Here is a 21,050-nt window from a genome sequence, read left to right as displayed (position 1 = left end):
GCAGGAACGGGCTGCATGAAGCGCACCGCTAGCGCGGCAGCAGCTGCTCGGCGAGCTGCACCCAGTAGCTCGCCCCCACCGGCAGCACCGCGTCGTTGAAGTCGAATTTCGGGTGGTGCAGCGACGGGTCGCTCGCCGTCCGCCCGCTGCCCAGCATGATATAGCTGCCAGGCTTGGCGTTCAGCATGAAGGCGAAATCCTCGGCCCCCATGGTGGGCTTGGCGAATTCCCGCACCCTGTCCGGGCCGGCCACCGCCTGGGCGGCCTTCACGGCCAGCTTGGTGCTCTCGGCCTCATTGATCGTGGCCGGGTAGGCGCGCAGGAACTTCGCCTCGGCGGTGGCGCCGAAGGCCTCGGCGATGCGGGGCACCATGGCCAGGAAGCGGGATTCCAGCAGGTCCCCCACCTCCGGCTTGAACCAGCGGGCGGTGCCCTGCATGGACACGCTGCCGGGGATGACGTTGTAGGTGAAGCCGCCCTTGATGTGGCCGATGGTGATCACCCCGGCCTCGACCGGTTCCACATTGCGCGCCACGATGGATTGCAGCCCCTGCACGATGGCCGCGGCCACCACGATGGGGTCCACCCCTTCATGCGGCATGGCGCCATGGGCGCCCTTGCCGGTGATCTCGACCTCCAGATTCGCGACGGCGGCCATGATCGGGCCCTCGCGCCAGTGGAACTCGCCGGCGGGCAGGCTAGGCCAGTTGTGCATGCCGAACACGCGCTCGACCGGGAATTTCTCGAACAGCCCGTCATCGACCATCACGCCGCCGCCGGCCAGGTTCTCCTCGGCGGGCTGGAAGATCAGCACGACGGAGCCGCTGAAGTTGCGGGTCTCGGCGAGGTATTTGGCCGCACCCAGCAGCATGGTGGTGTGGCCGTCATGGCCGCAGGCGTGCATCCTGCCGGGCGTCTGGCTGGCATAGGGCGCGCCGGTCTGCTCCTCGATCGGCAGCGCGTCCATGTCCGCGCGCAGGCCGATGGCGCGGCCGTTCGGGCCACTTTGGCCATGGATCACGCCGATCACGCCGGTCTTGGAGAAACCCTCCACCACCTGGTCGCAGCCGAATTCGCGCAGCTTCTGCGCCACGATGCCCGCGGTGCGGTGCTCCTCGAAGCCCAGCTCCGGATGGGTGTGGAAATCCCGCCGCCAGGCGGTCATTTCCGGGTGGAAGTCGGCGATGCGGTTGATGATGGGCATGGGGCTCAGTCTCCGGTTGGAGAAAAGGTAGCGCGAAGCCCCGCCTCCAGGGAGATGGGGTCCACGCCCAGAATGGCGCGCATGGGGCCGATGTCGAAGGCCTTGTCCTCGGTCAGGCGGCGGATCTCGGCGGCGCGGATGCGCGGCAGGCCGGGCAGGACCGTGAGCGGGGAGGCGGCGATGAGCATCCAGGCCGGGATGGGCAGCACGGGGCGCGGCGCGAAACCTGCGGCCCGCGCGATGGCGGCGCAGAAGTCGCGGTAGGGGATGGGTTCGGGGCCGGCGATGGTGATGACCTGCGCGCCCGGCGCGGTGATGTTCGCCGCCGCGATCAGGCAGTCGCTGACATCGTCCTGGTGGATGGGCTGCACCAGGTTCGCGCCGCCGCCAGGCAGCGGCAGTAGGGGCAGGCGGCGCATCAGCGCCGCGAGGCGCTGGACATTGTCCTCACCCTGCGCGCCATAGATCATCGTCGGATGGACCATCACCCCATCCCGCCCGCTGGCGAGGAAGGCGGCCTCGCCGGCGCGCACGCCGTCGCCATGCGCGTCCGGCCAGCGCGAGTAACGGCGAGTGCTGCCCATGAAGACGAAGCGGGCATGGGGCGGGGCGGCGGCCAGGATGGCGGGGATGTTGCGCGCATGCACGCAGGAGACGACGACGGCAACGCCGGCCAGCGCGGCTTTCAGCGCCACGGGGTCGTTCAGGTCGGCGACGGCAAGCGGCGTCTCCATGCCGCTGGCGCTCCATTTCCGGGCGTTGCGCACCACGGCCCGGAAGGGCTGCCGCAGCCGGCGGCAGAGCGCCATGCCGGACCGGCCCGATGCGCCGATGACCGCGATCATGTCCATCCGGGACAGTCGCAACTGCTCGTCCCATAGCGCCTGGTCTGTGGCGTCATCCCCATCGCGCATGGCCTCCCCAGTGCGGCGCGACCATTCCAGCGCGGCCGCCTTGGTAGGGAACGGGCCGCAGGGACGGCAGCAGCCGGGGTCGCAGAAGGGATCGACGTAGAAACCTTCGCATCGGATAGGCCCGTCAGCGACGCGGTCGCCACGCTCATAATAAGTGGCCTGGGCGTTGAGGAACCACTCGATGACCTCCCGGGAATAGGTGTCACTGCCCATCGGCGGTCAGAAAGCGCAAATCCGCCCCCTCGGGCGCCTGGTTCACCTGCTCGAACACCAGCCGGTCCCAGCCGCGCTTCGGCTTCGCGGGCGCCTTCCAGGCGGCGCGGCGCGCGGCCAGCACCGCCTCGTCCACCAGCAGGTCCAGCTTGCGCTCCTTCACCGAGAGCCGCACGCGGTCGCCGCTTTCCACCAGCGCCAGCGGGCCACCGGCCGCGGCCTCGGGCGAGATGTGCAGCACCACCGTGCCGAAGGCGGTGCCGGACATGCGGCAGTCGCTCATCCGCACCATGTCCTTCACGCCCTGGCGCGCCAGCTTGCGCGGGATGGGCAGGTAGCCCGCCTCCGGCATGCCGGCGGGGGACAGCGGGCCCGCGTTCTTCAGGATCATGATGGTGTTGGCATCGACGGGCAGGTTCTCGTCGTCGATGCGCAGCGCCAGGTCCTCGACACCGTCGAAGACCATGCATTCGGCCTCATGCTCGAACAGGGCGGGGGTGGCGGCGCTGCGCTTCAGGATGGCGCCATCCGGCGCCAGCGAGCCATACAGCGTGACCAGCCCGCCCACCGGCGTCACCGGGTTCTCGCGCGCCTTGATATAGGTGCGGTCCACGAAATGGCCGCCGTCGCCGATGCGCTCCGCGAGCGTCAGGCCGTGCACATCCACCGTATCCAGGTGCAGCAGGTCCCGCAGCTCCCACAACAGGGCGCGCATGCCGCCGGCGAAGTGGAAGTCCTCCATATAGCCCTCTCCGGTGGGCTTCAGGTCCACCAGCACGGGGGTCTCGTCGCTCATCTCGTCCAGGCGCTTCAGGTCCACCTTCACCCCCGCCCGGCCCGCGATGGCGGCCAGATGCACGATGGCGTTGGTGGAACCGCCGAGCGCCAGCAGCACCCGCATGGCGTTCTCGACCGATTTCCAGGTCACGATCTCCGAGGGGCGGCGCTTCAGCCCGGTGGCCAGCCGCCCGGCTTCCTCGGCGATGCGCAGGCGGTCGGCGTGCACGGCGGGGGCGGAGGCGCCCGCCAGCGGCATGAAGCCCAGGGTCGCGGCTAGGCAGGCCATGGTGCTGGCCGTGCCCATCACGCCGCAGGTGCCGGCCGTGACGGCCAGCGCGTTCTCCACTTCATTGATCCGCGCTTCGGAGACATCGCCCGCGCGGTAGCGCGCCCAGTAACGCCGGCAGTCGGTGCAGGCCGCCAAGCGCTCGCCCTGATAGCGGTTGGCGCTCATCGGCCCGGTCACGACCATCACGGCGGGCACATCGGCGCTGATGGCGGCCATCAGCTGGGCGGGCACGGTCTTGTCGCAGCCGCCGATCAGCACCACCGAATCCAGCGGCTGGGCGGCGACCATCGCCTCCGTGTCCAGCGCCATCAGGTTGCGGTAGTGCATGGAGCAGGGGCTCAGCACCGGCTCGCACAGGCTGACGGTGGGGAAGGCCAGCGGCAGCCCGCCCGAGAGCATGACACCCCGCTTCACCGCATCGATCAGGTCGGGCACGGAGCGGTGGCAGTTGTTCAGGTCGGAGGCGGTATCGACCACGCCCACCGTGGTGCGGGACAGCGCGTCGCGCGTGTAGCCCATGGATGCGGCGAAGGAGCGGCGCAGATAGAAGGCGAATTCGCGGTCGCCGTAATTGGCGGCGTTCTTGCCCAGCCCTTGGGGGGCTTGATCCTTCTGGGGTGCGTCGCTCATGGCTGCGTCTCCTGCCTTGTTATTCTGGCTGCACCCCGGCACGGGCCAGCAGCTCCCGGAAATGCACCAAGTCACGCTGGATGCGCGCGCGCAAGGGGGGACCGCCCAGCTCGGCCGCGGCCACGGGGGCGAAGCCGTTCTGGCCCAGCGTCTCCCGCGCGGCGGGTTCGGCCAGGGTCTCGGCCAGTGCCGCGCGCAGCCGCTCCAGGATGGGTTCCGGCACGCCCTTCGGGCCCAGCATGGCGTACCAGCCCGCGATGCCGAAGCCCGGGAAGCCCTGCTCGGCGATGGTCGGCAGGTCCGGCAACTGGTCGGTTCGGACCGGATTCGCCACACCCAGCGCTCGCAGCCGGCCCTCGGCCAGATGCGACTTGCCCGCGCCCAGCAGCATCAGCATGCAGTCGATGCGCCCCGCGATCACATCCGTCAGCGCGGGCGGGCTGCTGGTATAGGGCACATGCAGCATGTCCGCTCCGGCCAGGCGCAGCAGCTCCACCATCGGCAGGTGGCCGGTGCCGCCCACGCCCCAGCTGGCATAGGTCAGCTCACCCGGGCGCCGCTTCGCGGCCGCGAGCAGTTCCTCCAGCGAGCGCCAGCGCGGGTTGGCCACCAGCAGCGCCACCGTATCGACCAGCACGGAGACATGGGAGAAATCCTCGACCGGGTCGAAGCCCGGGTTGCGCACCACCTGGGGCGCGATGGTCATGCCCGCCACCGTGCCCAGCAGCAGGGTGTGGCCGTCGGGGCGCGCCGCCTTCACATAGCGGCTGGCGAGCGTCGAGGAGCCGCCCGGCCGGTTGTCCATCACGAAGCTGCCGCCCAGCCGCGTCTGCAGCCCCTGCTGGATGATGCGCCCCAGCAGGTCCGACGCGCTGCCGGCGGCATAGGGCACCACCACCGTGACGGGCTGGCTGCCGGGCCAGGCGGGGGTTTGCGCCCGGGCCGGGGTAGCCAGCAGGGCAGGGGCGGCGAGCAGCGAGCGGCGGCTGGTCATGGGCGTCTCCGGCAGGGTAGGGGGAGCCTGCCCGGGCCGCCGGAACAGCGCAAGCGGGGATGCGGTATTATATTACCGCAACAAAAAAAACCGGGGTTTCGCTTGACCCGCGCGTGGTCAGCGGGCATATCGCCGCCACAGTTCTTGGCGAAAGACCATGCTTCAGACTCAGACCAAATCCATCAAGCCCGCCGAAGTGCAGAAGGGCTGGGTGGTCGTGAATGCCGAGGGGCTGATCCTCGGCCGCCTCGCGACCATCGTGGCGAACCGCCTGCGCGGCAAGCACAAGGCCACCTTCACCCCGCACGTCGATTGCGGTGATCACGTGATCATCGTGAACGCCGACAAGGTGCGCGTGACCGGCAACAAGGCCGAGCAGAGCGTCTTCTACTGGCACACCGGCTACGCCGGCGGCATCAAGGAGCGCACGGTGACCGAGCGCCTGACCGGCAAGCACCCCGAGAGCGTGGTGGTGAAGGCCGTGGAGCGCATGATCACCCGTGGCCCGCTGGGCCGCCAGCAGATGAAGAACCTGCACGTCTATGCCGGTCCGGAGCATCCGCATGCGGGCACGCAGCCCGTCGTGCTGGACGTGGCTTCGATGAACCGCAAGAACGTGGCTTCGGCTAAGTAAGGATCGGCTGAGATCATGAGCGAACAGACTTCTGCCTCCTCCCTGGCCGATCTGAAGACCCTGGTGGCCGCCTCCCCGGCCGCCGCCGTGTCCGATGCGGTGAAGCGTGAGCCCAAGCGCGATGCCCAGGGGCGTGCCTATGCCACCGGCAGCCGCAAGAACGCGGTCGCCCGCGTGTGGATCAAGCCCGGCAAGGGCGAGATCGTCATCAACGGCGACCCGCAGAGCAAGTATTTCGCGCGCCCGGTGCTGCGGATGATCATCACCCAGCCCTTCCTGGTGGCCGACCGCTACCAGGCTTTCGACGTGATCTGCACGGTCAAGGGCGGCGGGCTTTCCGGCCAGGCCGGCGCCGTGCGCCACGGCATCAGCCGCGCCCTGTGCAACTACGAGCCCGAACTGCGCGGCATCCTGAAGAAGGCCGGGTTCCTGACCCGCGACAGCCGTTCCGTCGAGCGCAAGAAGTACGGTAAGGCCAAGGCCCGACGTAGCTTCCAGTTCAGCAAGCGCTGACGCCCGCGGACCGGCGTCAGCCGCCGGTTCACGTCGACCGAGTGTCATCAGGAAGGGGCGGGTCCGCGAGGACCCGCCCTTTTCGCATTTCCACCCCTTGCAAACCCGCATCCTCACCGGCCAACTGCCCAGCGAAGGAGAGATCCATGGCCCATAGCGTGTTCATCGACGGCGAATCCGGCACGACGGGGCTGCAGATCCGTGAGCGTCTGGCCCGGCTGCCGCACATCAGCGTGCGTTCCATCGCCCCGGAGCTGCGCAAGGACGCGGAGGCCAAGCGCGCCCTGATGGCCGAGGTGGATGTCGTCATCCTGTGCCTGCCCGATGACGCGGCCAAGGAATCGGCCGCCATGGCCGCCTCGCTCGGCGCCCGCGCCCCCCGGCTGCTCGATGCCTCCTCCGCCCACCGGGTGAACCCCGACTGGACCTATGGCATGCCGGAGCTTTCGCCGGCCCAGGCCCGCGCGATCGCGGCGGCCCCACGCGTCTCCAACCCCGGCTGCTACCCGACCGGCCCGATCCTGATGCTGCGCCCGCTGGTCGATGCCGGCATCCTGCCCGCCGATTATCCCATCTCGGTCAACGCCGTCTCCGGCTACACGGGCGGCGGCAAGGCGATGGTGGAGCTGTACGAATCCCGCAAGGGCAATGATTTCGAGCTGTACGGCCTCGGCTTCCAGCACAAGCATGTGCCGGAGCTGCAGCACTATTCGGGCCTGACCCGGCGGCCGATCTTCATCCCCTCCGTGGCCGACTACGCCCAGGGCATGATCGACAGCATCCCGCTGCATCTGGACACGCTGCCCGGCAGCCCCAGCGGCGCGGATTTGCTGGAGTGCATCCGCGCCCACCACGCCGGCAGCGAGTACGTGACCGTGCTGGCCGGCGACCCGAAGGATAGGCTGGAGCCGCAGGCGCTGAACAACACCAACGCCATCGAGCTGCGGGTGTATTTCAGCGATGCCCACCGCCAAGCGCTGCTGGTCTCGCGCTACGACAATCTGGGCAAGGGCGCCTCGGGCGCCGCGGTGCAGAACCTGGGCGTGATGCTGGGCGTGCCGGTCGAAACCCGCCTGGCGGCATGAGCGGCCCGCTCTATCCCTTCGAGGGCAAGACCCCGGTGGTGGATGCCACCGCCTGGGTCGCGCCCACGGCGGCCGTGATCGGGGATGTCACGATCGGGGCCGGGGCCAATGTCTGGTACCATTGCGTGCTGCGCGGCGACACCGACCGCATCGTGGTCGGCGCCCGCAGCAACATCCAGGACGGCACCATCGTGCATGTCACCGCCGGCCGGCTGCCGACGCTGATCGGAGAGGATGTGACGGTGGGCCACGCCGCCATTATCCATGCCTGCACCCTGCATGACCGCGCCTTCATCGGCATGGGCGCCACGGTGCTGGACGGCGCGGTGGTGGAGGAGGGCGGGGTGCTCGCCGCGGGCTCTGTCCTGCCGCCCGGCAAGCGGGTGGGGCGGATGGAATTGTGGATGGGAAACCCCGCCAAGCTGGTACAGGTGCTGACGGAGGAACGCCGGGCGGGTTTCGACCGCACCGCGCCGCATTACGTGGAGCTGGCCCAGAGGCATCGTTACAGCCTGTAACCCGATCATGGCCGCTCCGTATGTTGCGCGAAGCGGTTGAAGCGCCCAGATTCCGGCGCGCAGGAGGATCCTACCCATGCGTTTCGTGATTGCCGCTCTCGCGCTGCTGCCCGTCGTGGCCTGCGGCCCGCTTCCCCCGCTTCCGCCCAGCGCGACCCTGCCGGCCGATGCCGTCGCGGGCGCCGGCGACCCCACCCAGGCGGCCATCTACAGCACCGCCTATGCCTTCAACGACCGCAACGCCCTGCGGGACCCTGCGGCGGCCGCCCGGGCCCTGGGCAACATGGAATACCTGGCAGCCAGCCTGCCGCAGGACCCGCGCTACAGCTTCCTGGGCCAGGAGACCCTGCAGCTGGCCGCCGCCCGCACCGAGTTGCGCGGCGCGATGGGCGTCGCCTCCGACGCCAGCCCGCAGGCGGTGGTGGATGGGTTCTACGCGGCCTCCCGCGCGCTGCGTGCGCGTGACACGGCCGGGGCCACCCAGGCGCTGTCGCCCGCGGTCTTCCCGCAGCCTGCGGCCACCATCGCCCGGCTGCAGGCCCTGCCGCCCCTGCCGGTCACCGCCAATGCGGCATCCGCCGCCGAGCGGGCCCTGCAGCGCGTGCAGATCGACCGCCAGCAGAGCCGCCAGTCGGCGCCGTTGTGATCCTGATGGGCTCCCGCTTCCTTCCCCTGGTGCTGGTCCTCGGCACCATGGGCTGCGCCGAGTTGCAGCGGCGCCCCGTGATCCCGCCCGCCGCGCTGACGGTGCCGGGTGACCCGGTGCGCGGCCAGGTCTCGGCGCTGGCCGATGCCTTCGGCGATGGCGGGCAGGCCCTGAACGGCCACCCCGCCGCCATGGCCCAGGCCGTGGCGCGGAACGAGCAGGTGCTGGTCTGGCTGGACCAGGACCCGCGCTTCAATTCCTTCTCCGAGGCGGTGCGCCAGCAGCTGGAAGGCGCCAGCCGCGAGCAGCGGGGCGCGCTGGGCATGGCCGAATCCGTGCCGCGCGCCCAGGCCATCGCGGGGCTGCTCGCCACGCGGCGGGCCCTTCTGGCGGGCGACGACGCGGCCGCGCGCGCGGCCCTGGGCGCCATCACCAACCCCGAGGGCCTGCCGCCGCTGGAACGCCTGGCGCGGATGGGCGGGCTGCCGCAATCGGCGATCGCCACCACCCTGCTGCGTGAGGAAGTGACCCGGCTGGACGCGGAAAACGCCTGGCGCGGGGTGCGCGGGTCGGAGAACGCGGCGCTGGCGATCACGACGCCGGGGCTGGGCGGGAATACGGACAGGTAGCGCCCCGGGAGGGGCGCCGCCCTTCCCGGCCCCTGCACCCCAGGAGTTTGGCACCGGCCTTGGGCAGGTGTTTCCCAATGAATTCAAAATGAAAATGGCGCCTCACCCGGGAAGGTGAAGCGCCAATTCATGGGTTCCAAGGGCCTTTCGGCCTTTGGCGGGGTGTCCGAGGGGCAGAGCCCCTCGGTCTTTACGCCCTTTGGGGGGGCGGAGCCCCTCGGCCCTGACCTCAGGCCACCTGGCCGGTGCTCAGGCCGCCCTTCTCGAGCAGTTCCTCGACCACATCCCACGCCACCAGCTTGTTCAGGAAGTTGTCCAGGTAGTTCGGGCGCACGTTGCGGAAGTCGAGGTAGTAGGCGTGCTCCCACACGTCGGCGCCCAGGATGGGCGTGCCTTCGCCGGTGGAGAGCGGGTTGGCGCCGTTCGCCGTCTTGGTCACGGCCAGCTTGCCGTCGGCCTTCAGGATCAGCCACGCCCAGCCCGAGCCGAACTGCGTCACGCCGGCCTGCTTGAAGGCTTCCTTGAAGGCCGCGAGGCCGCCCAGGTCGCTGTCGATCTTGGCGGCGAGCTTGGCCGGCAGCTTGTCGCCACCGCCCGTGGGGCTCATCACCTGCCAGAACAGCACATGGTTGAAGTGCTGGCCGGCCTGGTTCAGCACGGGCAGGCCGTCGGCGCCGGCCTTACCGGCCTCGGCCACGATGGTTTCCAGCGACTTGCCGGCCAGGCCCTTGGATTCGATCAGGCCGTTCAGCGCGGTCACATAGGCGTTGTGGTGCTTGCCGTGGTGCAGCTCCAGCGTCTCCTGGCACATGCCGTTGGCGGCAAGGGCGCTGGTGGAGTAGCCGAGGGAGGGGAGGGTGAAAGCCATGCGTTCTCTCCTTGAGGAAGCTGCCCGGAAGATGAGGGCCGGGTGGCAAGCCGTCAACCAAGCCTGTAAGCCCTTCCCATGGCTGAGAGCCTTTCCCCCCTCGGCGCCTATGTGCGCCAGCATGAGCCCGACCGCTTCTTCACCACCCTGTTCGCGCCGCCGGACAGGCGGGAGGCCGCCTTCGCCCTGGCCGGCCTGCACCATGAGCTGGGCCGCGCGCGGGAGGTGGCGTCGAACCCGCTGATCGCGGCCATCCGCCTGCAATGGTGGCGCGACGCGATCGAGGAAGCGGCCGCCGGCAAGCCCCCCCGCAAGCATGAGGTGGCGGAGCCCCTGCACGCCGCCATCGCCGCCGGCCTGCTCGACGCGCCCGGCCTGCTGGCGCTGGCCGATGCGCGGGAGGCGGAGCTGGAAGAGGAAGGCATCCCGACCGCCGCCGCCTTCGCCGCCTATCTGCGCGGCGCGCATGGCGGGCTGGCGGTCGCCATGGGCCGGCTGCTGGGCGCCACGGGGCCGGAGCTGCTGGCCTTGCAGGAACACGGTGCCGCGCAGGGGCTGGCCGCGCTGCTGCGCAATACGGGGCTGCTGGCCTCACGCGGGCGCTGCCTGCTGCCGCTGGACCTGCTGGCCGAAGCCGGGCTGACGCTGGAGGAAGCGATCGCCGACCCCGCCGCGACCCAGCCCCTGGCCCGGCGCCTCGCGGCCCAGGCGCTGGCGGGCCTGCCTAAGCCGCGCCGCTGGCCGCGCCCGCTGTTGGCCGCGGCGCTGCCCGCGATTGCCGCCCGGCGGGATCTGGCGGGGATCGCCGCCGGCAGGCCCGCCGCGCGCGGCACGGGCGACAGGCTGTCCATCCTGCTCGGCTGGGTCCTGGCCAGGGCATAGCATTCCGCTGCGGTGCGTCATTCTTGCACCACATTCTGTTGGTTAAAGCTGTGCCGGCGCCCAATGATGGTGGCGCCGCCCTGAGGAGTCTGGCCCATGGCCCGGTATCTGGTGAGTGGTGGAGCCGGTTATGTCGGCAGCCATGTGGTGCTTGCGCTGCTCGACCGCGGCGACGAGGTGGTGGTCCTGGATAATCTGAGCACCGGACACCGTGCGGCCGTGCCCGCCCAGGTGCAGCTGTGCGAGGTGGACCTGGCCAACCGGGCCGCGGTGGACGAGGTGATGGCGGGCTGGAAGTTCGACGCGGTGTTCCACCTGGCGGCGCTGTCCCTGGTGGGCGAAAGCATGCGCGAGCCGCTGCGCTACATCCGCACCAATGTGGGCAATTCGATCAACCTGGCCGAGGCCGCGATCAAGGCCGATGTGAAGCGCTTCGTGTTCAGCTCCACGGCCGCGATCTTCGGCGTGCCGCGCAGCACGCCGATCCCGGAGAACGCGCCGGCCGAGCCGGTGAACCCGTATGGCGAGAGCAAGCTGATGGTGGAGCAGGCGCTGGCCTGGGCCGAGAGCGCGCACGGGCTGCGCAGCGCGTGCCTGCGCTATTTCAACGCCGCCGGCGCCGACCCGAAGGGCCGTGCCGGTGAGGACCACACGCCCGAGACGCATCTGATCCCGCGCGCGATCCTGGCGACGCTGGGGCGTGAGACGCCGGTGACGGTGTTCGGCACGGATTACGACACGCCGGACGGCACGGCGGTGCGCGACTATGTGCACGTGGCCGATTTGGCGGCGGCGCATCTGGCGGTGCTGCCGCGGCTGGAGGAAGGCTCGGTGGCCTACAACATCGGCAATGGCACGGGGTATTCGGTGAAGGAGGTGATTGCCTCGCTGGAGCGCGTGTCCGGGCGCGAGGTGCCGCACAGCCTGGGCGAGCGGCGCGAGGGCGACCCGCCGGCGCTGGTGGCGGGCTCCGAGCGGCTGCGGGCCGAGACGGGCTGGACGCCGCGGCTGGACAAGCTGGACGACATCGTGCGGACGGCCTGGGCCTGGCACCTGGCCAATCCGGATGGCTACGCCTCGCGCCAGCGTCAGGCGGCATGACGGCGCCGCGGGAACCCTGGCAGGTCTTCACCGAGGAGGCGGCGCCCCCGCCGTGGCGGGATTTCTATCCCGCCCGCATGCCCGATGGGCGCGTGCTGGAACTGCCCATCCGGGATTACGGCGATGTGGGCGTCACCGGGCTGATCGCCAACCAGACCAGCTTCGCGGTGGCGCGCGCCCTGTCGGGCTGGATGACCGATGCCGTGCGCGACCTGGCGCCGGAGGTGGTGCTGGGCCTGCCCACTTTGGGCCAGGTGTTCGCCCCGCAGATCGCGGAAATGCTGGGCCATCCCAACTGGGTGGCGGCCGGATACACCCGCAAGCGCTGGTATGACGAAGAATTGAGCGTGCCCATCAGCTCCTCCACCGGGCCGGGCGAGCGGCGGTTGTGGCTCGACCCGCGCGTCGCGCACCGGTTGCGCGGGCGGCGCGTGCTGCTGGTGGACGACGTGATCTCCACCGGTTCCTCCGCCCTCGCGGGCCTGGCTTTGTTGCGGTTGCTCAATGTGGTGCCGGTGGCGCTGGCGGTCGCGTTGGCGCAAGGTGACCGCTGGCGGGGGGGCTGGCCCGCGCAGGTGCCGGTGCGCTGGGCCTTCGCCACGCCCTTGCTGCGGCATGTTTCCAATGGATGGCAAGAAAAAGCCGCGTTTTAGGGACTGTTTTTGGCCTCTTGAGAGGTGCGCGCCGTCAGCTATACCAGCGCTACAACCTTAACCTGAAACGATGAGGTGCAAGTGGCGATCCTTTTGACGGGGGGCTTCGGCTTCATTGGTTCGGCGGTGGTGCGCCATTTGCTCGCGGCGACCGGCGAGGTGGTGGTGAACATCGACAAGATGACTTACGCCGCCAGCCCGGAATCTCTGGGCATGCACGCGGGCAACCCGCGGTTGATCAACATCCGGGCCGATATCTGCGACGCCGAGGCGATGCGCTCCGCCTTCGCCACGCACAAGCCGCGCCGGGTCATCCACCTGGCCGCCGAAAGCCATGTGGACCGTTCCATCGACGGGCCGGCGGAATTCATCCAGACCAACATCGTCGGCACACAGGTGCTGCTGGAAGCCGCCCGCGCCTATTGGACCGGGCTCGACGCCGCCGCCAAGGAGGATTTCCGTTTCCACCACGTCTCGACCGACGAGGTGTTCGGCTCTCTGCACCACGGCGACGCGCCGTTCGACGAGCACACCGCCTATGACCCGCGCAGCCCCTATTCGGCCTCCAAGGCCGCGTCGGACCATCTGGTGCGGGCCTGGCAGCACACCTACGGGTTGCCGACCTTCGTCTCCAACACGACGAACAACTACGGCCCCTGGCAGTTCCCCGAGAAGCTGATCCCGCTGGTCACGCTGAACGCGCTGGAGGGGCGGCCGCTGCCCGTCTATGGCGATGGCTCCAACGTGCGCGACTGGCTGCATGTGGAGGACCACGCGGAGGCGCTGGTGCTGGCGCTGCTGAACGGGCAGGTGGGTGCGACCTATTGCATCGGCCCCCGGCAGGAGCGTTCCAACCTGCAGGTGGTGCAGGCGATCTGCGCCACGCTGGACCGGCTGCGCCCCGACCCCGCCGGCCCCCGCGCGCGGCTGATCACCTATGTGCGCGACCGGCCCGGCCATGATTTCCGCTATGCGATGGACCCTTCGGGGGCCGAGCGGGCGCTGGGCTGGAAGCCGCGCTTCGATTTCGAAAGCGGGCTGGAACACACCATCCGCTGGTATCTGGACAACGAGGCCTGGTGGCGGCCGATCCGCGACCGGGCCTATGCCGGGCAACGGCTGGGCACCAAGAGCGAGAAGGCAGGCGAATGAAGGGCATTATTCTGGCAGGCGGTTCGGGCACGCGCCTGCACCCCATGACGCTCGCCGCCAGCAAGCAATTGCTGCCGGTCTACGACAAGCCGATGGTCTATTACCCGCTCAGCACCCTGATGCTGGCCGGCTGCAAGGATATCCTGCTGATCTCCACCCCGCATGACCTGCCCAGCTTCAAGCGCCTGCTGGGCGATGGCAGCCAGTTCGGCATCACGCTGACCTACGCCGAGCAGCCCTCGCCGGACGGGCTGGCCCAGGCCTTCCTGATCGGGGAGGAATGGATCGGCGATGAGCCCTGCGCCTTGGCGCTCGGCGACAACATCATCTATGGCGGCGGCCTGTCGAAGAAGCTGGTGGACGCGGCGGAGCGCGCCAAGGGCGGGATCTCCACCGTCTTCGGCTATCGCGTGGCGGACCCGGAGCGCTATGGCGTGGCCGAATTCGACGCCAGCGGCCGCGTGCTGTCGCTGGAGGAGAAGCCGCTGAAGCCCAAATCCGACTGGGCGGTGATCGGCCTGTACTTCTACGACAAGCGCGTGGTCGAGATGGCCAAGCGGGTGAAGCCCTCCGCCCGCGGCGAGCTTGAGATCACCGACATGAATATCCTCTACATGGAGGACGGCACGCTGAACGCCGAGCAGCTGGGCCGGGGCTTCGCCTGGCTCGATGCCGGCACGCCGGGCAGCCTGCTGCAGGCCGCGACCTTCGTGCAGACCGTGCAGGAGCGCCAGGGCCTGGTCGTGGCCTGCCCGGAGGAGATCGGCTTCTACCAGGGCTGGCTGAGCGCCGAGCAGCTGAAGGCGCAGGGCAAGGCGCTCGGCAAGACCGCCTATGGCCAGTACATGCTGGAAGTGGCGGAGGGGCCGCGCTGATGAAGGTCATCCCGCAGGCCATCCCGGAGGTTCTGCTGATCGAACCCGCGCGCTTCGGCGACGCGCGCGGCTTCTTCAGCGAGGTCTGGAAGCGTTCGGCCCTGGAGGCCCAGGGTTTCGCCGCGGATTTCGTGCAGGACAACCACTCCCTGTCGCGGGAGGTGGGGGTGCTGCGCGGGCTGCATTTCCAGCGCGCGCCGCATGCCCAGGGCAAGCTGGTGCGGGTGGTGCGCGGGCGCATCCTGGATGTGGCGGTGGACATCCGTGAGGGTTCGCCCACCTACGGCCAGTATGTCGGGATGGAGCTGTCCGCGGAGAATTGGCGGCAGCTGTGGGTGCCGCGCGGCTTCGCGCACGGGTTCATCACGCTCGAGCCCGATACCGAGGTGCTGTACAAGGTGGATGCCGAATACAACCGCGAGGCGGATGGCGGCATCCTGTGGAACGATCCGGCGCTGGCCATCGACTGGCCGCTGCCGCCGCAGGGGCCGGTGCTGTCCGACAAGGACCGCGTGGCGCCGAAGCTGGCCGATCTGGCCCCCATCTTCCCGAAAGGCAGCGTCTGATGAAGCGGATCCTGGTGACCGGGCAGGGGGGGCAGTTGGCCACCGGCCTGCTGGAAGCCCTGCCGGCCCTGGGCTTCGAGCCTCTGCCGGTCGGCCAGCCCGATTTCGAGTTCGACAAGCCGGAGACGGTGGAGGCGGCCTTCGCCGCGCTGCGCCCCGACGCGGTGGTGAACTGCGCCGCCTGGACCGCGGTGGACGCGGCCGAGGACGACGAGCCGGGTGCCTTCCGCGCCAATGCGCTGGGCCCCGCCCTGCTGGGCCGGCTGACGGCGGAGGCGGGCATTCCGCTGATCCAGATCAGCACCGATTATGTCTATGACGGGCAGAAGCCCGATCCCTATGTCGAGACCGACGATCCGCGCCCGGTCGGGGCCTATGGCCGCACCAAGCTGGCGGGGGAATGGGCGGCGCTGGCGGCCAACCCCCAGACGGTGGTGATGCGCACCGCCTGGGTCGTGAGCCCGGTCGGCAGGAATTTCGTGAAGACCATGTTGGCCGTGGGCGCCACCCGGCCGGAGCTGAAGGTGGTGGCCGACCAGTGGGGCAACCCGACGGCCGCCCCCGACCTGGCGGACGCCATCGCCAAGGTGCTGGCCAGGATCCGCGAGACCGGCTGGCAGCCGCAGTACCGTGGCGTGTTCCATGCCACCAATGCCGGCCACGTCTCCTGGCACGGCTTCGCGGAGGCGATCTTCGCGGCGGCGGCGCAACGCGGCGGGCCGCGCCCGGTGGTGCATGCCATCACCACGGAGGAATACCCCACCAAGGCCGTGCGCCCGGCCAACAGCCAGCTGGTGCTGGACAAGCTGCGCGACGTGTTCGGCATCGAGATGCCGAACTGGCAACAAGGGCTCGACCGGGTGTTGAAGGTTCTGCTGTAGGGCCTGTGAACAGTTGGGTTGCGGGCGCGTTCAGCGGCGCTTTTCCGGCCCCGCGGCGTTGTCATGGGATGCCGATAGAGCCATCGCCATCCCATTCCGCCTTGCGGGACCGAAAAATCCCTCGCTGACCGCATCCCGGCCCCAACTGTTCAAAGGCCCTGGGGCCTGTTCGCGGCAGCCGGACGTGGCATAAGCCCGGCCATGATCCGGCTCGACAACATCAGCAAGCAGAACGGCCAGCAATTGCTGTTCATTGAGGCCTCGGCCGCCCTGCAACGGGGCGAGAAGATCGGCCTCGTCGGTCCCAACGGGGCCGGCAAATCCACCCTGTTCCGCATGATCACCGGCCGGGACCAGCCCGATGAGGGGCTGGTGCTGGTCGATCGCGGCGTCACCATCGGCTTCTTCAGCCAGGATGTGGGCGAGATGTCGGGCCGCAGCGCGGTGGCCGAGGTGATGGATGGCGCGGGCGACGTCAGCACCGTCGCGGCCGAGCTGCGGGAGCTGGAGGCGGCGCTGGCCGACCCCGACCGCATGGATGAGATGGAGGCGCTGATCGAGCGCTTCGGCGAGGTGCAGGCCCGCTTCGAGGAGCTGGGCGGCTACGCGCTGGAAAGCCAGGCGCGGGAGGTGCTGGACGGCCTTTCCTTCACGCAGGAGATGATGGACGGCGATGTCGGCCAGCTCTCGGGCGGGTGGAAGATGCGCGTGGCGCTGGCCCGCATCCTGCTGATGCGCCCGGACGTGATGCTGCTGGACGAGCCGTCGAACCATCTCGACCTCGAAAGCCTGATCTGGCTGGAGAATTTCCTGCGCGGCTATGAGGGCGCGCTGCTGATGACCTCGCACGACCGCGAGTTCATGAACCGCATCATCAACAAGGTGATCGAGATCGACGGCGGCAGCCTGACCAGCTTCTCGGGCGATTATGAGTTCTACGAGCAGCAGCGCGCGCTGAACGAAAAGCAGCAGCAGGCGCAGTTCGAGCGCCAGCAGGCGATGCTGGCCAAGGAAATCAAGTTCATCGAGCGCTTCAAGGCCCGCGCTTCCCATGCCTCCCAGGTGCAGAGCCGGGTGAAGAAGCTGGACAAGATCGAGCGCGTCGAGCCGCCCAAGCGCCGGCAGACCGTGGCCTTCGAGTTCCTGCCCGCGCCGCGCTCCGGCGACGATGTGGCGAACCTGAAGGGCGTGCACAAAAGCTATGGCAGCCGGGTGATCTATCAGGGCCTGGACCTGCTGATCCGCCGGCGGGAACGCTGCTGCGTGCTGGGCGTGAACGGTGCCGGCAAATCCACCCTGCTGAAGCTGGTCACCGGCTCCACCGACCCGGATGCGGGCAGCGTGGCGCTCGGGAGCAGCGTGAAGATGGGCTATTTCGCCCAGCACGCGATGGAGCTGCTGGACGGCGACCACAGCGTGTTCGAGGCTCTGGAGGATGCCTTCCCCCGCGCCGCCCAGGGTTCCCTGCGCGCGCTCGCGGGCTGCTTCGGCTTCTCGGGCGATGAGGTGGAGAAGAAGTGCCGCGTGCTGTCGGGCGGCGAGAAGGCCCGGCTGGTCATGGCCAAGATGCTGTATGACCCGCCGAACTTCCTGGTGCTGGACGAGCCGACCAACCACCTGGACATGGCCACCAAGGAAATGCTGATCGAGGCGCTGAAATCCTATGAGGGGACGATGCTGTTCGTCTCGCATGACCGGCACTTCCTGGCGGAACTGTCCAACCGGGTGCTGGAGCTGACGCCGGAGGGCATTCACCAGTACGGTGGCGGCTACACCGAATACGTGGCGCGGACCGGGCAGGAAGCGCCGGGGCTGCGGAGCTGAGAGGCGGCGGGGGCACCTTATCTCGCGCTTTGTTTCCCGGTATTTCGTGCTAGCATCGCCGCCATGTCGGAAGTCCTCACTGGCGAAAGCCTGATCGACCGCGCGCTGAAGCGCGTCACGGCCCTGTGGCGGGAGCGCGTCTCCCCCCAGAGCGAACCCGAAACCGACCTGACGCAGCGCATGCAGGCCTGCCTCGACGCCCGTGGCGGCGAGGTCTCGGCCCGGGCCCGCGCGGCCGGTCTCGCCCACACCTATCTGGATGCGGACCTGGCCGGGCGCAGGCATTTCCTGCGCACCCTGGCGGGCTTCGATTCCGATGTGGAGCGCGTGACCCGCGCGGTGGAGGCGCTGAGCAAGACCACCGACATCTCCGGCCGGGCCGCCGCCAAGGTGCGGCTGCGCCAGGCGCTGGAGCCGCCGCGCCTCAGGCTGCTGACGCAGTTCGCCAACATCCCCGATGGCGTGAAGCTGCTGGTGGACATGCGCGCGGAGCTGATCACCCTGAAGGGCGACGACGCCCTGCTGGCCGCGCTGGAGGCCGACCTGCGCGGCCTGCTGACCAGCTGGTTCGACCTGGGCTTCCTGGAGCTGCGCCACATCGACTGGTCCAGCCCCGCCTCGCTGCTGGAAAAGCTGGTGGCCTATGAGGCGGTGCACCGCATCCGCACCTGGCGCGACCTGAAGAACCGGCTGGACAGCGACCGCCGCTGCTACGCCTTCTTCCACCCGCGCATGCCGCAGGAGCCGCTGATCTTCGTGGAGGTCGCGCTGGTGCAGGGCCTGTCCGGCAGCGTGCAGGGGCTGCTGGACGAAAAGGCCCCGGTGCTGGACCCCAGGCAGGCCGACACCGCCATCTTCTATTCCATCAACAACTGCCAGCGCGGGCTGGACGGCATCGCCTTCGGCAATTTCCTGATCAAGCGCGTGGTGGAGGTGCTGGGCAGCGAGCTGCGCTCGCTCAAGCAATTCGCCACCCTCTCCCCCATCCCGGGCTTCACCCGCTGGCTGAACGAGCGCGAGCAGGCCGCCGACGACACGCTGCTGACCGAGGCCGAGGCGCTGGCGCTGCGCCAGGCCTCCGGCGCCGCGGCGGGCACGCATCCGCTGGCCGCGCTCTCCCTGCTGCTGGCGCGCCGCAACTGGCCGCGTGAGGCCGCGGTGGCCACGGTGCTGGAGCCGGTGCTGGTCCGCCTCTGCGCCCGCTATCTGGTGCATGAGGCCGGCCGCAACCCCAAGCGCGCGCGGGACCCGGTGGGGCATTTCCACCTGTCCAACGGCGCGCGGGTGGAACGCATCAACTGGCTGGCCGATACCTCGCCCAAGGGCATGGCCGAGAGCGCCGGGCTGATGGTGAACTACCTGTACGACCTGGCGAAGATCGAGGACCAGCACGAGGCCTATGCCGGCGAGGGCAAGCGCGCCGCCAGCACCGCCGTGAAGAAGCTGCTGAAGGCGTAGCCACAGGCGGCGTGGCGGGCCATACCGGGGCACTCGTTCCCGGAGGCCGCCATGCCGCGCATCGCCCTTTTCGGTTCCCATGTGCTGACGGAGCGCGACGGCGCCCAGGCCGTGCTGCGCGACCATTGGGTGCTGGTCGAGGGCAACCGGATCGTGGCCATCCAGCCCGGCCGGCCCGCCGCCGACATCGTGCACGACGCCCCCGGCCGCTTCCTGCTGCCCGGGCTGATGAACCTGCACAATCACTGCTTCAGCGAGGCCGTGGCCCGTACCCACACCGAGGACGGCAACGGCCGCAAGAACAACCAGTCCATCGTCTATACCGTGCTGATGCCGCTCTCGAAGCGCGGCGCCGAACTGCTGAGCGCCGAGGAGCGCATGGCGGTCGCGCGGCTCGGCGTGCTGCAATTGCTGAAGGGCGGCGCCACCACGGTGATGGAACCCTTCCGCGCCGGCATGGCCGAGATGTTCGACGCCGCGCTGGAGATGGGCCTGCGCTTCTATGGCGCCCCCTATCTGTTTTCCGTCGATGCCAAGGCGCGGCCGGATGGCAGCGTGGACTACGCCATGGCGGACAGCGGCGAGGCCGCTTTCGCCGAATGGAATGCCCTGCATGCCCAATGGGAAGGCCAGGGCAACGGCCGCATCCGCCTGGCCATGAGCCCCCACGCCACCGACACCTGCGGCCCCGAGCTGCTGCGCGCCGCCCATGCCCGCGCCGCCGAACTGGGCGTGCCCTTCACCACCCATCTGGCGCAAAGCCCCTCCGAGGTCGCGACCATCCAGGCCCGCCATGGCTGTTCTCCCGCCGAATACCTGGACCGGCTGGGCGTGCTGCCGGGGCTGCTGGCGGCCCATGCCGTGGCCAGCAGCGACAGCGACCTGGCCCTGATGGCCGCGCGCGGCACGGTGGTGCTGAACTGCCCGCGCGTCTTCGCGCGCTCCGGCACCACGGCCAGCTTCGCGCGCTTCGCCGGCGCCGGCATCCGCACCCTGGTCGGCACCGACGGCTACAACATGGACATGCTGGGCGAACTCAACGCGGCGGCCATCATCAGCAAGGTGACGGAGCACAGCGCCACCGTCGCCACCGCGCCCGAACTGATCGACGCCGTGACCCGCCATGCCGCCGACGCCATCGCGCGGCCCGACCTCGGGCGCCTCATTCCCGGCGCGCTGGCCGACATCACGGCCGTCGACATGACCCACCCCCACCTGCAACCCATGCACGATCCCCGCCGCGCGCTGATCTGGCTGGCCAACCGCGCCAATATCGACCTGGTGATGGTGGACGGCCGCATGATCCTGGAAGGCGGTCGCCTGCCTGGCGTGGACGAGGCCGCCCTGACCCGCGCGGGCGCGGCCGCGGTGGAGAAGATCTGGGCCCTGCCGGAGGCACAGGCAGCCTTCGCGGGGTAGGCGGGGGCTTCGCCCCCGGGGCCCCCAGCCAGGGGCTCCGCCCCCTGCACCCCCGCCAGGAGCCGAAAGGCCCCTGGACCCCAGAAGTTGAAAAGCCAGGGAGGGGACATCGTCCCCTCCCTGGCTTTTCAATAACGCCCGGTTTCCAAAGGCCTCTCGGCCTTTGGCGGGGTTGTCAGGGGCGGAGCCCCTGACTGGGGGTTCGGGGGCTGTTCAGACTGGAGAGATGTTTGACAGGTGTACGGAGACATCCCTGACGGTTTTGAGATGGGGTGTTTCGTCCCTGAGGTCGAGTGTGGCGAGAGGAAATCGCGAGAAGAAC

Annotated in this window: 21 protein-coding genes; 16 read left to right on the top strand and 5 right to left on the bottom strand. The window is 69.6% G+C overall.

What is annotated here, in order from left to right; genetic code table 11:
• Nucleotides 1-28: 28 nt before the first annotated feature.
• Genes GT007_RS12390 through GT007_RS12375 form a run of 4 tightly spaced genes read right to left on the bottom strand, consistent with a single transcriptional unit; the run spans nucleotide 29 to nucleotide 5,024 of the window.
• Nucleotides 29-1,204, bottom strand: a complete 1,176-nt coding sequence (locus tag GT007_RS12390; protein WP_160121932.1) for a M20 aminoacylase family protein — start codon at nucleotides 1,202-1,204, stop codon at nucleotides 29-31.
• 5 nt (nucleotides 1,205-1,209) lie between these two features.
• Nucleotides 1,210-2,331 carry an NAD(P)H-binding protein gene (locus GT007_RS12385; protein WP_328798947.1) on the bottom strand — a complete coding sequence of 374 codons (1,122 nt, stop codon included), beginning with the start codon at nucleotides 2,329-2,331 and terminating at the stop codon, nucleotides 1,210-1,212.
• Complete coding sequence (locus GT007_RS12380) at nucleotides 2,321-4,030, bottom strand: dihydroxy-acid dehydratase (protein WP_160121931.1); 1,710 nt, start codon at nucleotides 4,028-4,030, stop codon at nucleotides 2,321-2,323. The genes GT007_RS12385 and GT007_RS12380 overlap by 11 nt, the downstream gene beginning before the upstream one ends.
• Nucleotides 4,031-4,049: 19 nt before the next feature.
• Nucleotides 4,050-5,024 (bottom strand): Bug family tripartite tricarboxylate transporter substrate binding protein, encoded by a 975-nt coding sequence (locus GT007_RS12375; protein ID WP_160121930.1) that lies wholly within the window; start codon nucleotides 5,022-5,024, stop codon nucleotides 4,050-4,052.
• 157 nt (nucleotides 5,025-5,181) lie between these two features.
• Between GT007_RS12375 and rplM the strand changes: the two genes are divergently transcribed.
• The 6 genes from rplM (at nucleotide 5,182) to GT007_RS12345 (ending at nucleotide 9,049) form a co-directional block, all read left to right on the top strand.
• Nucleotides 5,182-5,658 (top strand): 50S ribosomal protein L13, encoded by a 477-nt coding sequence (gene rplM, locus GT007_RS12370; protein ID WP_160121929.1) that lies wholly within the window; start codon nucleotides 5,182-5,184, stop codon nucleotides 5,656-5,658.
• Between the two features lie 15 nt (nucleotides 5,659-5,673).
• Nucleotides 5,674-6,171, top strand: coding sequence for a 30S ribosomal protein S9 (gene rpsI, locus GT007_RS12365; RefSeq protein WP_160121928.1), 498 nt, complete (start codon nucleotides 5,674-5,676; stop codon nucleotides 6,169-6,171).
• 146 nt (nucleotides 6,172-6,317) lie between these two features.
• Nucleotides 6,318-7,256, top strand: coding sequence for an N-acetyl-gamma-glutamyl-phosphate reductase (argC, locus tag GT007_RS12360; RefSeq protein WP_160121927.1), 939 nt, complete (start codon nucleotides 6,318-6,320; stop codon nucleotides 7,254-7,256).
• Nucleotides 7,253-7,774 (top strand): gamma carbonic anhydrase family protein, encoded by a 522-nt coding sequence (locus GT007_RS12355; RefSeq protein ID WP_160121926.1) that lies wholly within the window; start codon nucleotides 7,253-7,255, stop codon nucleotides 7,772-7,774. Before argC ends, GT007_RS12355 begins: the two co-directional genes overlap by 4 nt.
• A 76-nt stretch (nucleotides 7,775-7,850) precedes the next feature.
• Nucleotides 7,851-8,420: a hypothetical protein gene (locus tag GT007_RS12350; protein WP_160121925.1), complete on the top strand. Its 570-nt coding sequence runs from the start codon at nucleotides 7,851-7,853 to the stop codon at nucleotides 8,418-8,420.
• A gap of 5 nt (nucleotides 8,421-8,425) precedes the next feature.
• A complete protein-coding gene (locus tag GT007_RS12345) occupies nucleotides 8,426-9,049 on the top strand; it encodes a hypothetical protein (RefSeq protein ID WP_160121924.1) in 624 nt (207 codons plus the stop codon).
• 229 nt (nucleotides 9,050-9,278) lie between these two features.
• On the opposite strand, the gene GT007_RS12340 is transcribed toward GT007_RS12345, so the two are convergent.
• Nucleotides 9,279-9,917 (bottom strand): superoxide dismutase, encoded by a 639-nt coding sequence (locus tag GT007_RS12340; protein WP_160121923.1) that lies wholly within the window; start codon nucleotides 9,915-9,917, stop codon nucleotides 9,279-9,281.
• Between the two features lie 78 nt (nucleotides 9,918-9,995).
• Here GT007_RS12340 and GT007_RS12335 point away from each other — a divergent pair, with 78 nt between their 5' ends.
• From GT007_RS12335 to GT007_RS12290, 10 genes are all read left to right on the top strand, one after another.
• Entirely contained in the window at nucleotides 9,996-10,799 is an 804-nt protein-coding gene (locus tag GT007_RS12335) for a phytoene/squalene synthase family protein (RefSeq protein ID WP_160121922.1), read from the top strand.
• Nucleotides 10,800-10,895: 96 nt separating this feature from the next.
• Nucleotides 10,896-11,900 carry a UDP-glucose 4-epimerase GalE gene (gene galE, locus GT007_RS12330; protein WP_160121921.1) on the top strand — a complete coding sequence of 335 codons (1,005 nt, stop codon included), beginning with the start codon at nucleotides 10,896-10,898 and terminating at the stop codon, nucleotides 11,898-11,900.
• Nucleotides 11,897-12,553 carry a phosphoribosyltransferase gene (locus GT007_RS12325; protein ID WP_160121920.1) on the top strand — a complete coding sequence of 219 codons (657 nt, stop codon included), beginning with the start codon at nucleotides 11,897-11,899 and terminating at the stop codon, nucleotides 12,551-12,553. The genes galE and GT007_RS12325 overlap by 4 nt, the downstream gene beginning before the upstream one ends.
• Nucleotides 12,554-12,634: 81 nt before the next feature.
• Entirely contained in the window at nucleotides 12,635-13,705 is a 1,071-nt protein-coding gene (gene rfbB / locus GT007_RS12320) for a dTDP-glucose 4,6-dehydratase (protein WP_160121919.1), read from the top strand.
• Complete coding sequence (gene rfbA, locus GT007_RS12315; protein ID WP_160121918.1) at nucleotides 13,702-14,580, top strand: glucose-1-phosphate thymidylyltransferase RfbA; 879 nt, start codon at nucleotides 13,702-13,704, stop codon at nucleotides 14,578-14,580. Before rfbB ends, rfbA begins: the two co-directional genes overlap by 4 nt.
• A complete protein-coding gene (gene rfbC / locus GT007_RS12310; protein ID WP_160121917.1) occupies nucleotides 14,580-15,146 on the top strand; it encodes a dTDP-4-dehydrorhamnose 3,5-epimerase in 567 nt (188 codons plus the stop codon). Before rfbA ends, rfbC begins: the two co-directional genes overlap by 1 nt.
• Nucleotides 15,146-16,027 (top strand): dTDP-4-dehydrorhamnose reductase, encoded by an 882-nt coding sequence (gene rfbD, locus GT007_RS12305; protein WP_160121916.1) that lies wholly within the window; start codon nucleotides 15,146-15,148, stop codon nucleotides 16,025-16,027. Before rfbC ends, rfbD begins: the two co-directional genes overlap by 1 nt.
• 201 nt (nucleotides 16,028-16,228) lie before the next feature.
• Nucleotides 16,229-17,851 carry an ABC-F family ATP-binding cassette domain-containing protein gene (locus GT007_RS12300; protein WP_160121915.1) on the top strand — a complete coding sequence of 541 codons (1,623 nt, stop codon included), beginning with the start codon at nucleotides 16,229-16,231 and terminating at the stop codon, nucleotides 17,849-17,851.
• Between the two features lie 63 nt (nucleotides 17,852-17,914).
• Complete coding sequence (locus tag GT007_RS12295; protein ID WP_160121914.1) at nucleotides 17,915-19,309, top strand: malonyl-CoA decarboxylase; 1,395 nt, start codon at nucleotides 17,915-17,917, stop codon at nucleotides 19,307-19,309.
• A gap of 51 nt (nucleotides 19,310-19,360) precedes the next feature.
• Nucleotides 19,361-20,728: an amidohydrolase family protein gene (locus GT007_RS12290; RefSeq protein WP_160121913.1), complete on the top strand. Its 1,368-nt coding sequence runs from the start codon at nucleotides 19,361-19,363 to the stop codon at nucleotides 20,726-20,728.
• Nucleotides 20,729-21,050: the final 322 nt, after the last annotated feature.

Source organism: Rhodovarius lipocyclicus (assembly GCF_009900765.1).
GTDB lineage: Bacteria > Pseudomonadota > Alphaproteobacteria > Acetobacterales > Acetobacteraceae > Rhodovarius > Rhodovarius lipocyclicus.
Note: the sequence above shows the minus strand (reverse complement) of the source record. Positions and strands in the feature narration are given on the sequence as shown.

Bases quoted from the DNA above. Each gene is read 5' to 3' on its own strand.
- galE (WP_160121921.1), top strand. From the start codon at position 10,896: ATGGCCCGGTATCTGGTGAGTGGTGGAGCCGGTTATGTCGGCAGCCAT.
- GT007_RS12380 (WP_160121931.1), bottom strand. From the start codon at position 4,030: ATGAGCGACGCACCCCAGAAGGATCAAGCCCCCCAAGGGCTGGGCAAG.
- GT007_RS12335 (WP_160121922.1), top strand. From the start codon at position 9,996: ATGGCTGAGAGCCTTTCCCCCCTCGGCGCCTATGTGCGCCAGCATGAG.
- GT007_RS12295 (WP_160121914.1), top strand. From the start codon at position 17,915: ATGTCGGAAGTCCTCACTGGCGAAAGCCTGATCGACCGCGCGCTGAAG.
- GT007_RS12325 (WP_160121920.1), top strand. From the start codon at position 11,897: ATGACGGCGCCGCGGGAACCCTGGCAGGTCTTCACCGAGGAGGCGGCG.
- GT007_RS12350 (WP_160121925.1), top strand. From the start codon at position 7,851: ATGCGTTTCGTGATTGCCGCTCTCGCGCTGCTGCCCGTCGTGGCCTGC.
- GT007_RS12290 (WP_160121913.1), top strand. From the start codon at position 19,361: ATGCCGCGCATCGCCCTTTTCGGTTCCCATGTGCTGACGGAGCGCGAC.
- rfbD (WP_160121916.1), top strand. From the start codon at position 15,146: ATGAAGCGGATCCTGGTGACCGGGCAGGGGGGGCAGTTGGCCACCGGC.
- rfbC (WP_160121917.1), top strand. From the start codon at position 14,580: ATGAAGGTCATCCCGCAGGCCATCCCGGAGGTTCTGCTGATCGAACCC.
- GT007_RS12355 (WP_160121926.1), top strand. From the start codon at position 7,253: ATGAGCGGCCCGCTCTATCCCTTCGAGGGCAAGACCCCGGTGGTGGAT.
- GT007_RS12345 (WP_160121924.1), top strand. From the start codon at position 8,426: ATGGGCTCCCGCTTCCTTCCCCTGGTGCTGGTCCTCGGCACCATGGGC.
- GT007_RS12300 (WP_160121915.1), top strand. From the start codon at position 16,229: ATGATCCGGCTCGACAACATCAGCAAGCAGAACGGCCAGCAATTGCTG.
- GT007_RS12340 (WP_160121923.1), bottom strand. From the start codon at position 9,917: ATGGCTTTCACCCTCCCCTCCCTCGGCTACTCCACCAGCGCCCTTGCC.
- argC (WP_160121927.1), top strand. From the start codon at position 6,318: ATGGCCCATAGCGTGTTCATCGACGGCGAATCCGGCACGACGGGGCTG.
- rpsI (WP_160121928.1), top strand. From the start codon at position 5,674: ATGAGCGAACAGACTTCTGCCTCCTCCCTGGCCGATCTGAAGACCCTG.
- rplM (WP_160121929.1), top strand. From the start codon at position 5,182: ATGCTTCAGACTCAGACCAAATCCATCAAGCCCGCCGAAGTGCAGAAG.
- GT007_RS12385 (WP_328798947.1), bottom strand. From the start codon at position 2,331: ATGGGCAGTGACACCTATTCCCGGGAGGTCATCGAGTGGTTCCTCAAC.
- GT007_RS12390 (WP_160121932.1), bottom strand. From the start codon at position 1,204: ATGCCCATCATCAACCGCATCGCCGACTTCCACCCGGAAATGACCGCC.
- rfbA (WP_160121918.1), top strand. From the start codon at position 13,702: ATGAAGGGCATTATTCTGGCAGGCGGTTCGGGCACGCGCCTGCACCCC.
- GT007_RS12375 (WP_160121930.1), bottom strand. From the start codon at position 5,024: ATGACCAGCCGCCGCTCGCTGCTCGCCGCCCCTGCCCTGCTGGCTACC.